17 protein-coding genes are annotated in these 15,107 nt (G+C 46.8%); 13 read left to right on the forward strand and 4 right to left on the reverse strand.

The annotated features are described in order from the left end of the window. Window positions 1-63: 63 nt before the first annotated feature. The 4 genes from KGF88_RS01290 to KGF88_RS01305 form a co-directional block, all read right to left on the reverse strand. Window positions 64-2,442, reverse strand: a complete 2,379-nt coding sequence (locus KGF88_RS01290) for a S8 family peptidase (protein ID WP_015066576.1) — start codon at window positions 2,440-2,442, stop codon at window positions 64-66. A 14-nt stretch (window positions 2,443-2,456) separates the two neighbouring features. Beyond that, entirely contained in the window at window positions 2,457-3,428 is a 972-nt protein-coding gene (locus KGF88_RS01295; protein WP_020744900.1) for an AAA family ATPase, read from the reverse strand. 110 nt (window positions 3,429-3,538) lie between these two features. Further along, window positions 3,539-3,718 carry a hypothetical protein gene (locus KGF88_RS01300; RefSeq protein ID WP_015066578.1) on the reverse strand — a complete coding sequence of 60 codons (180 nt, stop codon included), beginning with the start codon at window positions 3,716-3,718 and terminating at the stop codon, window positions 3,539-3,541. 141 nt (window positions 3,719-3,859) lie between these two features. Further along, the gene (locus KGF88_RS01305; protein WP_153826338.1) at window positions 3,860-4,462 is read right to left on the reverse strand and encodes a hypothetical protein; all 603 of its coding nucleotides are present in this window, start codon (window positions 4,460-4,462) and stop codon (window positions 3,860-3,862) included. Between the two features lie 367 nt (window positions 4,463-4,829). On the opposite strand from KGF88_RS01305, the gene KGF88_RS01310 reads away from it, so the two are divergent. The 13 genes from KGF88_RS01310 (at window position 4,830) to KGF88_RS01370 (ending at window position 15,078) form a co-directional block, all read left to right on the forward strand. After that, window positions 4,830-5,156, forward strand: coding sequence for a hypothetical protein (locus tag KGF88_RS01310; RefSeq protein WP_000455722.1), 327 nt, complete (start codon window positions 4,830-4,832; stop codon window positions 5,154-5,156). A gap of 15 nt (window positions 5,157-5,171) precedes the next feature. Further along, window positions 5,172-5,591: a single-stranded DNA-binding protein gene (locus KGF88_RS01315; RefSeq protein WP_000795986.1), complete on the forward strand. Its 420-nt coding sequence runs from the start codon at window positions 5,172-5,174 to the stop codon at window positions 5,589-5,591. Between the two features lie 79 nt (window positions 5,592-5,670). Continuing rightward, a complete protein-coding gene (gene bet / locus KGF88_RS01320; protein ID WP_000414662.1) occupies window positions 5,671-6,489 on the forward strand; it encodes a phage recombination protein Bet in 819 nt (272 codons plus the stop codon). Between the two features lie 80 nt (window positions 6,490-6,569). Continuing rightward, the gene (locus KGF88_RS01325; protein WP_015066581.1) at window positions 6,570-6,713 is read left to right on the forward strand and encodes a hypothetical protein; all 144 of its coding nucleotides are present in this window, start codon (window positions 6,570-6,572) and stop codon (window positions 6,711-6,713) included. A 61-nt stretch (window positions 6,714-6,774) separates the two neighbouring features. Further along, window positions 6,775-7,791 (forward strand): YqaJ viral recombinase family protein, encoded by a 1,017-nt coding sequence (locus KGF88_RS01330; protein ID WP_015066582.1) that lies wholly within the window; start codon window positions 6,775-6,777, stop codon window positions 7,789-7,791. A gap of 209 nt (window positions 7,792-8,000) precedes the next feature. After that, the gene (locus tag KGF88_RS01335) at window positions 8,001-8,960 is read left to right on the forward strand and encodes an AAA family ATPase (RefSeq protein WP_001959209.1); all 960 of its coding nucleotides are present in this window, start codon (window positions 8,001-8,003) and stop codon (window positions 8,958-8,960) included. A gap of 2 nt (window positions 8,961-8,962) precedes the next feature. Continuing rightward, window positions 8,963-9,727 carry a hypothetical protein gene (locus KGF88_RS01340; protein ID WP_425365161.1) on the forward strand — a complete coding sequence of 255 codons (765 nt, stop codon included), beginning with the start codon at window positions 8,963-8,965 and terminating at the stop codon, window positions 9,725-9,727. A gap of 98 nt (window positions 9,728-9,825) precedes the next feature. After that, window positions 9,826-10,779, forward strand: a complete 954-nt coding sequence (locus KGF88_RS01345) for a DUF3150 domain-containing protein (protein ID WP_063529584.1) — start codon at window positions 9,826-9,828, stop codon at window positions 10,777-10,779. A 61-nt stretch (window positions 10,780-10,840) separates the two neighbouring features. Then, a complete protein-coding gene (locus KGF88_RS01350; protein WP_153826339.1) occupies window positions 10,841-11,281 on the forward strand; it encodes a hypothetical protein in 441 nt (146 codons plus the stop codon). A gap of 69 nt (window positions 11,282-11,350) precedes the next feature. Then, window positions 11,351-12,997, forward strand: coding sequence for a VWA domain-containing protein (locus KGF88_RS01355; protein WP_063529583.1), 1,647 nt, complete (start codon window positions 11,351-11,353; stop codon window positions 12,995-12,997). Window positions 12,998-13,080: 83 nt separating this feature from the next. Next, on the forward strand, window positions 13,081-13,578 hold the full coding sequence (gene radC / locus KGF88_RS01360; protein WP_063527847.1) for a RadC family protein: 498 nt from the start codon (window positions 13,081-13,083) through the stop codon (window positions 13,576-13,578). Beyond that, window positions 13,578-13,919, forward strand: coding sequence for a hypothetical protein (locus tag KGF88_RS01365; RefSeq protein ID WP_032482365.1), 342 nt, complete (start codon window positions 13,578-13,580; stop codon window positions 13,917-13,919). Before radC ends, KGF88_RS01365 begins: the two co-directional genes overlap by 1 nt. 91 nt (window positions 13,920-14,010) lie before the next feature. Continuing rightward, entirely contained in the window at window positions 14,011-15,078 is a 1,068-nt protein-coding gene (locus KGF88_RS01370; protein WP_028867963.1) for a DUF7146 domain-containing protein, read from the forward strand. Window positions 15,079-15,107 lie beyond the last annotated feature (29 nt).

Genomic DNA, 15,107 nt, shown 5'->3' on the forward strand with positions numbered 1-15,107 from the left:
ACATATGGCCCGAAAAATTAAATCTTCCCGTTCCATGGGTGATTTTTACAGAACAAGAATTCCCTACACTCGAGCCCGTGCACGTTCTCTAGCCTTAAGCTCTATGCGTTGTGATATTTGGCTATACAGCTGGGCTTCCTCATTCTCTCGATCAGTGACAGTCACAACCAAGGCATAGTCTTCTTGTTCGAAACTCAACGCCTCACCCCAATCTCTATCTTGTCGAGTAATTACAACAAACCACTTTTCAGAAGGCTTCGGCTGTTTAATCCGCCAAGTTGAAGATTGAACTGTACCTTTACCTCTTAATTCAGCACTTATGTCCCTATTACTTGTAGCATCATCATTTCTGGTTTTAGTTTCATCCTGAGTACTGTGATTGAAATGCCTTTGAACAGACTCAAGCGACTGATCTTTGACTAACCTAAAAGACATTTTAGTGGCCACATAGTCTATCCTAGTTGTCCTGACCGCTGGACAATAAGACAGAGTAACTCTAATTTCTCTGGAAGCACGCTGAGACCTTAAAAAATCATCGGGAAGCGGCAGTTCGAAAAAGTGATGCGAGTTGTTTTCAATTTTCTCTTCAGCCATTAAGACAACGGCATTTTGTGAAGATCTAAAAAGCTCCCCCTCATCAACAGCACCATAACCAGCTATATCTCTAAACGCATCTCGTCCATTTGCGCTCCTATAAGATTTCTTCATATCTTCAGGAAAGCTGCTTTCAATCTCCGACAGCATATTCGCATGATTAACCAGTAGTGCTCTGAGCAAATTAGCAGAAGCCTTCGGGTAGTTATTCAATAAACGACCTGCAAGATGGGTAATGTAAGGTGCCGCAAAACTTGTTCCGCTAATTTCGCTAAACAATGTGTTCCCAACGAATCGACTATTACAGGTCAGTACCCCCATGCCTCGCATAACTGCATTGAGTTCGTTGCCTGTTCTTATTGGAGAAGCCAAGTTTCCACCCATAGCTACCAGCTCGGGTTTAATTGCACCTTTAATAGTGGGACCGTGACGTGTAAATGGGGATGGTTGATTTTCTGTGGCTGGAGCCAATTGCCCAATTTCAGGATACCGTTGAGCATCGAAAGTCGCATTATGTCGAGCCAAGCTTCCCACCGTTAGAACGTTTAGTGCCGGAGCTGGATCTATGATAATACTTTCGTCAGCTAGAAGGTATTCTGGAAACTCGTCTCTCCAGCTATGTCTTGGCACATCTGGATCGATAGAGCCTGAGAAGTTCCCAGCAGAAACGACAAATAAGATATTGAAGTCCCTAGCCAATTTATCCAAGACATACGCAATTCCTCGAATATGACGATTATCGTAAGGTGCATTGGAATTCCCTAACGACAAATTGAAAATCCGACATTGGTGTTCTTCGACAAAATAGGTTACAGCTTCAATGAGAGTTTTTTCGATAGAACTGGAGTCAAATTCTGCATTCTCATCAAGAATTCTACCATTGAAAATCCAAAGTTCAGGGTGCCAATAATTTGTTGAGTTACACGCTTCCAAGTCACCATACAGAGCTACACCAGCAACAGCAGTGCCATGACCATTCAAATCCATGCCGTCTGTATCACCAATAAAGTCTGCACTTTCCGCAATTGCGGGTGCCAACAGGGGGTGGTTAGTATTTACTCCGCTATCAAGGACGCAAACTCTTGCAGCTTGATGAGTAGGGGATTGTATTCCTTCAGGAATTCTATTGATGTCACAATTTAGTTGGCTATAGCGAATACCGCTCTTGGGGGGGAGATCAACAAGTCTGACATCAGAGTGATTCAGCAGTAGATTAGCCTGACTAGAGTTAACCTCCAAACGGTACATTACTAAGCTATCAAGGTTAACTTTATCTGTTCGCCGTATTCCGTTATGAGCTAGCCAACGCTCAAATGCATCACAAGTGCTTAATCTCTCTGGGTGATGAGCAACAGCTACAGGCCAAAGCTCTACATCTAAGAGAAACTTCTCTGACCTTGGTAAGCCATGCCTTCTTAGAGCCCAACTTTTCCGGTCATCACTTGTCCAGTTATCGATTCCCTCTATGGCCTCGAGAATCTGCTTGTACGTCAATTCTGTCTCGTCCAAACCTAAGCGTTGCAGGTGATCTTCAAACACAGTCATTCCGGTTTCATCAACAAAAACAACACACAGATGATTGTCTTCTTGGCTTACAAACTCGATACCATGTTTGTTTAGATGGGTAATATCGAGAAGTCCTGTATAACGAATTTTCAGTACAAAATTACCCGGACGTGACGTTTGCTGACTTTGTGCGAATCTGATTGATTCAGTTAAGTCTCTAGATAATTTTTGACCATGCCCCCGAAGATCACCTCGTGGATGTTTTGGGATATTGACTTTCCTTGTTCTACGTTCATTTTCAAGCAGTTCTCTTTCAATCTTAAGATGTTCATAATTAGCCATTCCTAGTCCCTTTTTTAACTTTCTCGAGAAGCTGCTTGCTTCAAGTCCTTAACGGTCAAAAATTCCTGACTACGTAGGATCATCCTTTTTACTGCTCTACGAACAATACGTTCAATATCAGCGCCACTCTTTGTAGAAAATATCCCGAGGATAGATTTATCATCTAACTCAAATTGGCGACGTACACCACGCAATTTGAGTGAAAGAATTTGTTGTATTTGCAGCTCATCAGGTAATGGGAAGTCAATTTTTTCATCGAAGCGTCGCCAGATAGCACTGTCTAAAATGTGCTCATGGTTTGTAGCTGCTAAAATTAGACTCTTCCCTTGATAAGCGTCCATCATCTGAAGCACTGCGTTAACGACGCGGCGTAACTCACCATGTTCACCTGAGTCAGAACGTTCTTTGCCTATGGCGTCAAATTCATCAAATAAAACCACCATAGAATGTTCAGAAACAAAATCAAAAACTTTGCGAAGATTCGCGGCTGTTTCACCCAAAAAAGAAGATACCAACGCATCGAGACGAACAATTGCAAGAGGTAAATCAAGCTCAAAAGCAATGACCTCAGCTGCTAAGGTTTTCCCGCAACCTGGAGGACCATGAAAAATAATTTTTCCAGAAGGCTTCATTCCAAAACTTCTCAGTACATCGACACGGCGGTGTTCCTCAAGAAGTTCCTCGATGGGTGCGATACTAGATTCAGGTAAAACCATTTCTTCTATTGGTCGCTGAGCTTGTCGAACATCTAAAAGTGGTAGTCCTCGCTCTTTATCTACAGGAGGAGTAGGCAAAGCGTTACGTCCATTTTGTTTAAGCGGTCTTAAATGCTCACCATACAATATCTGCTCAAGATCATTTGCAAGAAGGTGATGTTGCTTTTGACGCTCATCTTGAATAACAGCTTCTGAAGCAAGCCGAAAGGCCTCGGAATCACCAATGGTTCCAGCCCTAATCAACTGTCTCAGTATTTTACCGTTAGCCACTATTATTCCCCTTTGCAATGTTCATTTATAATCGAATTACTCAGTCGTTTATCGTATTAAATACTAATTATTTCATCATATTAATAACGATTTAAAATAATCAGACGTAACTACTTAGTATTATCTGAGGCTATGATGGTGCTTAGCCCATTCGATTTTGCATAATCCAAAATTAGTATTTCTATCATAGACGCTTGAGAGCGATGTTCTTTTTCCGCTGCTGCTTTTAGCAACAGCTTGATTTCTTTAGATGTTCGTATTGACAAAGTCTCTTCTTTGGAACGCGACACTGTGCTTCTCCATGATAAATAAGCAATACAATGTACTGCATTATGCGTACATTGTATACTGTTTATTGAACTCATTACCGATAGCATGGATAGCGATATAGTGCCCCTTCGAGAGGGGCTGGTTGATGGGAGCCTAGTTGGCTAGTTGGCGGGGTTATCTGTTTCCTCTTCAGTGATATCGTCATCGGTTGAAGGCACCGCTTGCTCAACTTCTGCTTCTTTACCCTTAGCTTGGGCTGATTTTCGTGCTCGAATTTCGATATCAATAATGCGTCGTGCAAGTTTGATAATGCGCTGTTGCCATGCGTAGTTGCCATCAACGCGTTGCTTGTTGCTAAGCACGCTAGATAACCAGAGTGTGTCCATTGAGATCATCAACGCATCGAGTTTGCGCACTAAGCCAACAAACTGGCCAACCTGAGGCGAGCTGATTTTGGCGTTGAAGGTAATCGGGTCGGTGTAGTCAGGTACTTCATCGATGCCGTTGGACTCCATCAGTTTGTCCAAACGAGCTTGTTCTTTGTCTACCGCTTTAGCGCAATCCACGATCAACTGGCTAATGATCTGTTCCACTTCATCAATTTCGTTCTCATCGCCAATGATGCGTAGGATGACATCGATTCCGTAGAGCGCACTGACCGTGCGCCTAAAAACACGGTCAACGACACGTTGCGCCTGTAAGCTGTTAATTGTGAATGATTGTTCAAAGATGGGTTTTGAGTAATTGGGTTTTGCTTGGGCCATAAGTTTGCTCCTGATATGACAATAATCAGTCCCTAGACTAATCCTCTGTGAGGTAATGGCCTTTCAGCTAGGTGGAAGAATTGAGCATCTTTCTAACTATCCTGTCTGGATAAGACGGTTACACTGACTATCAAATATTGCTGATCTGTTTCAGTGATATCTGCGCCTGAGAGCATGAGCTCAAAGGAAGCCCGCCGCTGAGTTTTCTCAGTGGTACTAAGAGGTAGCTAGCCTCCTTAAACAAATAGCCTGCATGTTTTTACATGCTCAACCATGCGTTCCTTACGGTTCGCCTTTTCACCACCCAGCTGGGGGAGTTTTCCCCAGTTGGGGGTGACTCCTTCAAAACCAACATAAGGAGTCACCAATGGAATATATCTTCGGATTTATTATCCAAATCGCAGGCATTATGTTGCTTGCAAAACTGAGCTGGTCGCTTTTGCGATTGCTTGCTCGTCAAAGCGTGCGCCCGTTTCGATTTGTACTTACTCAAATCAAGCGATTGCTCACACCAACACCAAAACGTCGTCCAATGGCAGTGCCTAAAGCTCCTGGTATGCCCCGTTTGACATCTGCGTTTTACAAAGAGCCACATCAGTACGACATGGCTTTACTCGAAATACCAACCTATCTGCGTCGTCAGTCTTCTTTGCCCAGCCGGGTAGAAGCGACTGTGTGCACAGAGTTCAACTAAGACGAGGAGAACATCATGAAAAACCAAGTAACACTCATAGGCTACGTTGGCTCTGAGCCAGAGACGCGAGCCTATCCATCAGGTGATTTGGTGACCAGCATTTCGCTGGCCACTTCTGAGAAATGGCGCGACCGTCAATCCAATGAGCTCAAAGAGCATACGGAATGGCATCGGGTCGTTTTTCGAGATCGTGGTGGATTTAAGTTAGGGCTCAGGGCAAAAGATTTAATCCAAAAAGGAGCAAAGCTTTTTGTTCAAGGGCCTCAGCGCACGCGCTCATGGGAGAAAGATGGCATTAAACATCGATTGACCGAAGTGGACGCGGACGAGTTTCTGCTTCTTGATAGTGTGAACAAAGCATCTGAGCCATCACCGGCGGATGATGCGGGCTCCCAAACTAATTGGGCACAAACTTATCCTGAACCAGATTTTTAACCGAGCGAAAACGCTTTAACCCAGCCGGGAGTACTTTCCCGTCAGGGGCAGACTCCCACTTTGATTGTCGGAGTCCACAATGGAAAAACCAAAGCTAATCCAACGCTTTGCTGAGCGCTTTAGTGTCGATCCAAACAAGTTGTTCGATACCCTAAAAGCAACAGCATTCAAGCAACGTGACGGTAGTGCACCGACCAATGAGCAGATGATGGCGCTCTTGGTGGTTGCAGATCAGTACGGCTTGAACCCTTTCACCAAAGAGATTTTTGCGTTCCCTGATAAGCAAGCTGGAATTATTCCAGTGGTAGGTGTCGATGGATGGTCTCGCATCATCAATCAACACGACCAGTTTGATGGCATGGAGTTTAAGACTTCAGAAAACAAAGTCTCACTGGATGGCGCGAAAGAATGCCCTGAATGGATGGAATGCATTATCTACCGGCGCGACCGTTCGCACCCAGTCAAAATCACTGAGTATCTGGATGAAGTCTATCGACCACCTTTTGAAGGTAACGGCAAAAATGGCCCTTACCGGGTAGATGGTCCATGGCAGACGCACACTAAGCGAATGCTAAGGCATAAATCCATGATCCAGTGTTCCCGCATTGCGTTTGGCTTTGTGGGAATTTTCGATCAAGACGAAGCGGAGCGAATTATCGAAGGCCAAGCAACACACGTTGTTGAGCCATCTGTGATTCCACCCGAGCAAGTTGATGATCGAACCCGAGGGCTTGTTTACAAGCTTATCGAGCGGGCGGAAGCTTCAAACGCTTGGAATAGTGCATTGGAATATGCCAATGAACATTTTCAAGGTGTTGAGCTGACGTTTGCGAAACAAGAAATCTTTAATGCACAGCAACAAGCAGCCAAAGCGCTCACACAGCCTTTAGCTTCTTAGCGCCACGCATTCATTTTACTAACCCTGGCGGGATTATTCTCCCATCAGGGGGAAGGTCTCGTCTTTTTTGGAGATCTTCCATGACTAAATCAGCCTCACTTTTTCGCTTGGTATTGGTTGTTGCCCTTGTCTTAGGTTCGATTCAAGCCGGTAAAGCGGCAATTGATTCGGTTCAAGCAAGTGTTGTTCAGCACCAAACAGCGTTAGCACAAGCAGCAAAGTAACCACTTAACCCTGAAGGGGAGTTCTCTCCTTCGGGGGAGTCTCCCCCTCAAAGGAGGCAATATGAAGGTTATCGACCTATCACAACGTACTCCTGCATGGCACCAGTGGCGCATTGCAGGGGTTACGGCATCTGAAGCCCCAATTATTATGGGGCGTTCACCCTACAAAACACCTTGGCGATTATGGGCAGAAAAAACTGGATTCGTATTACCGGAAGACCTGTCGAATAATCCAAATGTGCTTCGCGGTATAAGGTTGGAGCCTCAAGCAAGGCGAGCATTTGAGAATGCGCATAATGACTTTCTTCTGCCGTTATGTGCAGAAGCCGATCATAACGCAATCTTTCGAGCCAGCTTTGATGGCATCAACGATGCGGGCGAACCCGTTGAACTGAAATGTCCTTGCCAGTCAGTTTTTGAGGATGTGCAAGCTCACCGAGAACAAAGCGAGGCGTACCAGTTGTATTGGGTACAAGTACAGCATCAAATACTGGTCGCCAATAGCACGCGTGGTTGGTTGGTATTCTATTTTGAGGATCAACTGATTGAGTTTGAAATACAACGAGACGCGGCGTTCTTAACTGAGTTGCAAGAAACGGCGCTTCAGTTTTGGGAGTTAGTTCAAACTAAAAAAGAACCGCCAAAATGCCCTGAGCAAGATTGTTTTGTTCCCAAGGGTGAAGCCCAATACCGTTGGACATCGCTGTCTCGACAGTATTGCTCAGCACACGCCGAAGTGGTCCGACTGGAAAACCACATTAAATCTTTGAAAGAGGAAATGCGAGATGCTCAGTCGAAATTGGTCGCTATGATGGGTAACTACGCTCATGCCGACTATGCTGGGGTCAAACTCAGCCGCTACATGATGGCAGGTGCGGTGGACTATAAGCAATTGGCCACCGATAAATTAGGCGAGCTGGATGAACAGGTTTTAGCCGCTTACCGAAAAGCGCCACAAGAGCGGTTGCGCATCAGCACCAATAAGCCAGATCAGCCCGTTGAAACACCAATCAAAATCAGCCTTGAGCAAGAGAACTTGGTTCTGCCAGGTGACTCGCCGAGCTCATTTTATTTTTAACGTTCACTTGGAGCCGATTTCGGCTCCTTTCTCATGCGCTTACATCGAGTGCATCAGAAAGCAGTTTCACTCGTAGCCAATGCTGGGTACGAATGATAGAGCGAGCTGAACTCTTATATACACAGCCATACCACAATCAACACTCCACCCGACGGGGACTTCATTCCCTGTTGGGGCATGGGGCCTCGTCAAAACTGATGAGGTTTACCATGACTGAACAATCCCCATTTTTGGTTCAAGTGAATCAAGCGTTTAATGTCCCGGCTCCTGATGCTTTCGTTCTGGAAGGATTTGGTGCCGACACTACCCATCCAAACATTCCCGTTCGCAAGGACGAGTATGTTTTTAGAAAAGAAGACTTACGTGACGTATTGGCGTTCTTGTCTAACCCAGACGGTGACGGTTTATATATTACTGGCCCCACTGGATGCGGTAAGACCTCGCTAATTTGCCAAGTTGCTTCTCGATTGAATTGGCCTGTTCAGCAAATTACTGCGCACGGTCGATTGGAGTTGTCCGATCTTATCGGTCACCACACGCTGGTTAATGGCAACATGACCTTTGTGTATGGACCGCTGGCACTGGCTGTAAAGCATGGCCATTTGCTGATCATTAATGAAATGGATCTTGCTGAGCCTGCTGAACTGGCTGGACTCAATGACATTTTGGAAGGTGCCCCGTTGGTCATCGCACAAAATGGCGGTGAGATCATCATGCCACATAACAAGTTTCGTTTTATCGCAACCGGCAACAGTGCGGGCAGCGGTGACCAGACGGGCTTGTATCAAGGTGTGCTTCAACAGAATTTGGCTTTTCTTGATCGCTTTAGAATCATCGAAGCGACCTATGCAGAGCCTTCTGTAGAGGAAGCCATTCTGGAGAACGTTGCGCCGGGCTTACCAGAAGTCTTCCGCCAAAAAATGGTGAAAGTGGCTGGTGACATTCGCCGTCTTTTTATTGGGGGCGCGGATGGCGGTGCTGAGCTTAGTATCACCATGTCCACTCGGACCTTGGTGCGCTGGGCAAAGCTAACACTTGCTTTTAAAGGCGCTCCTAACGCAGTGGAGTATGCACTGGTTCGGTCTTTGACGGCTCGTGCTGAGTTGGAGCAACGTGAAGCCATTCACCGTATTGCCGCTGATGTCTTCGGTGACCACTGGGAGGATTGATGATGGAAAAGTGCTTTGCTCTTTACCGTTACAGTCATTCTGATGGGACAGCCAAAGAATGGGCCATTTACGTTGGATCAGATACCCAGGAGGTTGAAGTTCGGTTTGGAAAAGCCGGTCAATTGTCGCAGCAGCGATTGATTGACTCGACTGATCCTAAGGCTGAAGCAGACCGACGAATCAATGAGAAAATCAACAAGGGTTATCTATTTGTTGGACAAGTCGGCATTGATCATCAAGGGCGGCCATTTGAACTCTCAAATGCGCTAGATAGCGTCGCGTGCGCCAATAACGTCAGTTGGGAGTTTCGTACTCGCAAGGACGTCAATGGCCAAATCTCGCTGGCGCAAAAAGCGTTGTTCGATATGGCAAAGCTGCTTGAAGCCTATGGCTTGGCTGTTTTTGATGATAACCAGGTCAGGATTGGAGAATGGTCATTAGGGTTTTGCAAAAGCGCATTACCTAGTACCAATCAAATCAGCATTGTGTCGGGTGAAGGCGCTGGCATTGTTAACACTGATGATGGCCCGTGGCCATTGTTGCTGTTACTGGCCTTTAAGCGTCAATTACCACCTCTGTGTTCGCTCACAGTAGCGAGTCCTGAAGGGATAGAAGTATCCGACCAACTGAAGTTGGAAAAAGATGTATTGCGGTTGCTAGGCAGTGATTTAGAGCGGGTTCGCCCGATAGCTGAAGCACTGGACTTAATGCCTGTGAAAATCGATCTCAACCAATCGTCGCCTGATTCGCAAAATTACTATTTCTGATAGTGATGTTGCCATTAGCGCGTCAACGACTACCACCCAAACGGGGGCCATTGCTCCTGTTGGGAGTGGTGCGTCCCCATCTCGCATGAGGATGCACTATGAGTATTCAAACCCTCGACAAACTTTTGATTTGTCACATCGACTGTTCCATCTGGAGCGGTAGAAAAAAACTAAGGCCTGAAGATTTCAGACTAGCCAATGGCAGCCAACTTCCACCGAAGGATGTTGCCAGTTTAGGGAGTAAAAAAATTTGCGACCCTGAGGCATTGGCGAACTTTGAAAGGCTTAAGAAAGAAGCGCAGCGCTTGTGTGAGCAAGTCGGTGTGCGGTTTTTAGGTGGCTATGCCGTCCCTGAGGACCGAATTGATCAGATTGTTCCAGAGCTTGACCGGATCGGTCAGGAGTTTGCGCAGTGCAAGCAGTTGTTCTTGGACAACTATGATCAGGTGACGTTTGACTGGGTTGCAAAGCACCCGGAATTTGCAGATGCAATCCGGCGTGCGCTGTCACCCATTGAAGATGTGGAACAACGGCTTCAGTTCGATTATGCCATCTATCGAATGCAACCGGTTGAACAAGCTGGTGGCTTAGATGACAAGGTCAATGGCATGGGACACACCCTCTTTAGGGAGGTGGCTCGTGATGCCAATGAACTGTTTGAGCGTTCTGTTGCAGGTAAGAATCAAATCAGCCAGCGAGCCCTTAATCCTCTGAAGCGGTTAAGAGACAAGTTGGATGGTTTGTCATTCCTGGATCATCGAGTCCAGCCGATGGTCGAAGCGATGGACAATTTATTTGTTCGTCTGCCGAAGACCGGCCCTGTGACAGACAATCTCTATCACGAACTGATGGCGACCATTTTAATTTTGTCTGATCCAGACAAGATGAGAATGCACGGTGAAGGTCAATTGGATATCAGACAACTGATGCCCAAACCTGAACCTAAACCCGCACAGCCAGTATCTGCTCAGCCAGATAACTTACGTGCAATACCACAACCAACCGTCAGACCAAACCTTGGTTCGACTGTACCAAACTCATTTTATTTTTAACGTCCTTGAGGGCATGTTGCCCTGAAGGGCGCATGTCCTCTGAACTATGTAAGAGGAAATTATGCAATCAACCATCCATAACCCCAGCCAACTGAAGCAGTTTGAAGCACATTTTCGTGGTGTGACTGATGCGGTTGAAAGTGAATCGATACCAGAAGTGGCGTGTTGTCGAACGTTAGTACAACGGTCGTACTCAACACATAGTGTCGTGATCCCAAAGAACCCTGTGCTGATCGCAGATGCGGGCGCACAAGGAGCTTGGGTAACGGCCATGGTGTTTGTTCCAAACATGGCATTGCAGCAAACCGCTTTTGAGCGGGCCTGGCTGCAATATCAACACGAGGTGTCTACTCAGTTACAAGATCAGTACGGTCTGACATTGGATGACATCCTGAGTTTAGACCAGCTTAAAACGTCATTTGAGCAGCACGAGAGTCCAGCTCAATTGGTGGCTTGGTTAGGTCAAAAATACGACCTGGATAAGCTAAAAGCACAGGTTTAAACATCCATATTCCCAGCGGGGAAACGCTCCCGCTGAGGGAGTATTCCCCCTAATGATTAGGAGACTCCCATGAATCATCCATTAAAAAATGCACTGCCAATCGTTGCCGCCGCTTATGGCGAAAAGTTTGGTGTGAAGGTGCTTATTCAAGGACAAGATGCGTTTACCGATGGTGAGCGGATTGTGATCCCAACAGCAAACCCAGACGACCCACACTATCAACAGATAGCTTGGGGTTATCTGGCTCATGAAGCGGCGCATATTCGGCATACCAATTTTGACATGGTGCAGAAGGCGTCGTCCAAACCGATCCGTAAGGCACTTCTCAATATCATTGAGGACGTTCGCATTGAAAACGAATTGGCAAAGGATTACCCCGGAACCCGGCGCAGTATTTCGCAAGTGATTAAGTACATGGTAGACACTCAGCAAATGTGTGTACCTGAACAGCTTGAGCCTGCATCTAACTTGCAAGCCTGGTTGTTGTTTCGCTTGAGATGCCACTATCTGGGGCAGAAAGCGCTGACGCCATTATACCAAGCGGTTGATGAAAGAGTGAGACAACTCTTTCCTGCCGCAGCAATGAGCCGGTTAAGCGCCATGCTGACGGCAGTGCCTAGCCTGGCAACTACAGGTGAAGTGCTGAAACTTGTCGATGCCATCGTTGCCATGTTGGAAGAAGAATCTCGTCCACCACAGGATGAGTCTGATGCTGATGGCGGTGATGACATTGGACAGGATGCGAGTAATGACAGCAATAACAGTAGTGATAGTCAAACCCCAGAAACAGACTCGTCTGCAACGGGGGATGTTGCTGAAACAGGTGATTCAGATCAAGCTGACAATTTGCGACAAGCCCTAGAGGCCAGTGCCGCTCAGTTTGAACCCGATACCTTTGCACAAGTGGCAGAAGTGTTGTCGGAACAAGCTGAAGGACATCAGGGCGTCACTCCACTCAGTTTACCCCAAGCAGAGCAAGCTATGTTGGGTGACGAGGCCATCTTGACCTTGTCGGCGTCTGAGTCCGCTCAAATTCGAGCCCGACTTAGAGGTATGGTTCAGTCCAGTCAGGACAATCGGAATCATGCCAAGAGGCACGGTCTTCGAGTTGCAACCCATCGTCTTGCCGCTTCACAAGCAGGTGAGTCGAGATTGTTTATTCAAAGGCAACCTCGCATTGCGCCTAATGCTGCGGTGCACTTGCTGGTCGATATATCGGGTTCAATGGGTAAACCCATTGGAGAAGGTAATCGAAAGTACTTTCATGTTGCCAATGAAGCCGCTTTGGCTTTGGCCATGGCATTGGAAGGCATACCGGGTGTTGTACCTGCGGTCAGTTATTTTCCTGGTATTCATCAGGAAGTTTCTATCGCGTTATTGCCCAAGCAATCGGTTCGACATCGGGCCGCCTGTTTTGACCAAAAACCACGAGGTTGTACGCCTATGGCGCAAGCGATGTGGTTTGCGGCAAACAGTTTGTTAGCGCAAAAACAGAAGCGAAAGCTAATGATAGTGCTAACGGATGGTGACCCAGATGATTGGACTGCCACGCATGACATTGTTGACCGGTGCAGAAGCAGTGGCTTTGAGCTGCTGGGAATAGGGATTCAAACACGCAGTGTTGAGAAATTCTTTCCTCAAAGCATTGTGATTAATGACGTCAAAGATCTAAAGCGTGAGTTATTCGAAGTAACACAACAACTGTTAATTCAGTAACCACATCAATTTTACCACCCTGCGGGGACGATTCCGTCTCCGTCAGGGCATGGGTTCGTCTCCGCTTTTTTTTGGAGACTCCTATGAAAAACAGAAAGTTCTTAGCTGGCGAAGAAGCCGGTACTTACATCGTTCCTGAGCAAGTGACTGAAGCGGATATTTTAGATATGGCGCTTAAGCTTGCCCGTGGTCGATTGAGTAAAGGTCGAAAAATTGAACAGCCATCGTCGGCGTTCTCATACCTGCAAACACTGATGCACGAGTATGAGCACGAGGTTTTTGGTGTGCTGTTTCTTGATACAAAGCATCGCGTCATTCGATTTGAAGAGCTGTTCAAAGGCACTTTAGATGCGGCGAGCGTGTATCCAAGGGAAGTAACAAAGCGTGCGCTAGAGCTTAATGCGGCAGCAGTGATACTGGTTCATAACCATCCATCGGGTGACCCTGACCCCAGTGAAGCTGATAAACGCATCACTCATCGACTCCGTGACGCCTTGTCACTTGTTGATATTCGAACGCTTGACCATGTTGTGGTCGCATCCGAGGGCTGCGTTTCGCTTGCCGAACGCGGTTATCTTTAATGAATGGGCGCATTGCCCATTCTCCTACATCACAAAAGCAGTCCCATCAACACACGTCATCACAGCTCGAATTTCTATTTGAGTTTGATGATGCCCCAGTCACTTGGTCTGACACGGAAATCTGGCAGTTACGCGAAGGCATTCTATTGGATGCGATCCGAGTATTGCTGGACGGTCGTGTCAGCACTCGGTTGCGCAAGGATGTGTTGTCGTGGATTCAAAATGACGAATTAGCGCCATTTTGCTTTCGTGTTTGCGCAATGGCTGCGGTTGTCGATCCTGATGTGCTTCGTGATTCCATCATGTGGCTATTAAGACGACATGGTATCCAGCTTGACTAACGTTCCTGCATTAACCAAACGGCTCAATGCAGGACCCAAGCTGACTTTTACCACCAGTGGTAGGAGTCGGCTTTTAACTTAAGGAGGTTATATGGCGTTACCTTTACAAATTGACACAGTAAGGCCATATCTCAATGGCCAATGGCTTCAAGTCTTGGCGGCATTGGTGCCAGAACTTGATGCCGCTATTGCTCGAAAAGGCCGTCATGTGGCTTGCCCTGTTCATGGCGGTCGTGATGGCTTTAGGCTGTTCAAAGATGCTGAATATACCGGTGGTGGCGTTTGTAATACCTGCGGTATCTTTCATGATGGCTTTGAACTGTTGTCTTGGATTAATGGATGGAACTTTGCTCAGTCTATTGAAGCAATCGGCCAAGTTCTAGGTATTCAACCCGGACAAGTACCAACTCGGGCAGTACCGAGTAACGCGGTTGACTGGAAGACTAAAAAGCAGGACGAGGACAAAGCGATTATCCATCGCTTGAATCAAACCTGGGGAGAAACGTTATCCCTTGTAGATACTCGTGCGCAACCGGTTTGGAACTACTTGCATCGTCGTGGCATTGTTGCGCGGCTTCGTCCTGAATGGGATTCGGTGCTGAGGTTTCATCCTAACTTGCCTTACCATGATGAAGATGGCCTGTTTATCGATAGCTACCCAGCGCTGCTAGGTAAAATCGTTACTCGACAAGGGCGTTCGGCTACGTTTCATCGGATCTACCTAAGTGAAGATGGATTCAAAGCGCCGGTTGAAAAGCCTAAAAAGATGATGCCGATACCCAGTGACAGAACAATCACTGGTGGTGCCATTCCTATAGGTGAGCCTGGTGAGGTATTAGGTGTGTCTGAAGGTATCGAAACAGCTTTAGCGGTTACCAGAGCTACGGGGCAAACATGTTGGTCGGTTGTGAACGCAACCCTACTGGCTAGGTTTGAACCGCCAAGTAATGTGAAAATGCTGTACATCTGGGCAGATCACGATCTCTCTGAGACCGGCCTGAATGCAGCGAATGAACTCAAGAAAAAAGCCTGGCAAAAAGGCATTCTGACACAAGTCCTGATCCCCCCGATACCAACGTCACTCGGCGTGAAAAGTTGGGATTGGAATGATGTGCTGAATGTTTACGGTGCCATGGGCTTTCCGAAAGTTCATATCTGATCCAAGGGGCTTCGGTCCCTTTTTTTGCG

The organism is Idiomarina loihiensis (genome assembly GCF_024584785.1).
Lineage (GTDB): Bacteria > Pseudomonadota > Gammaproteobacteria > Enterobacterales > Alteromonadaceae > Pseudidiomarina > Pseudidiomarina fusca.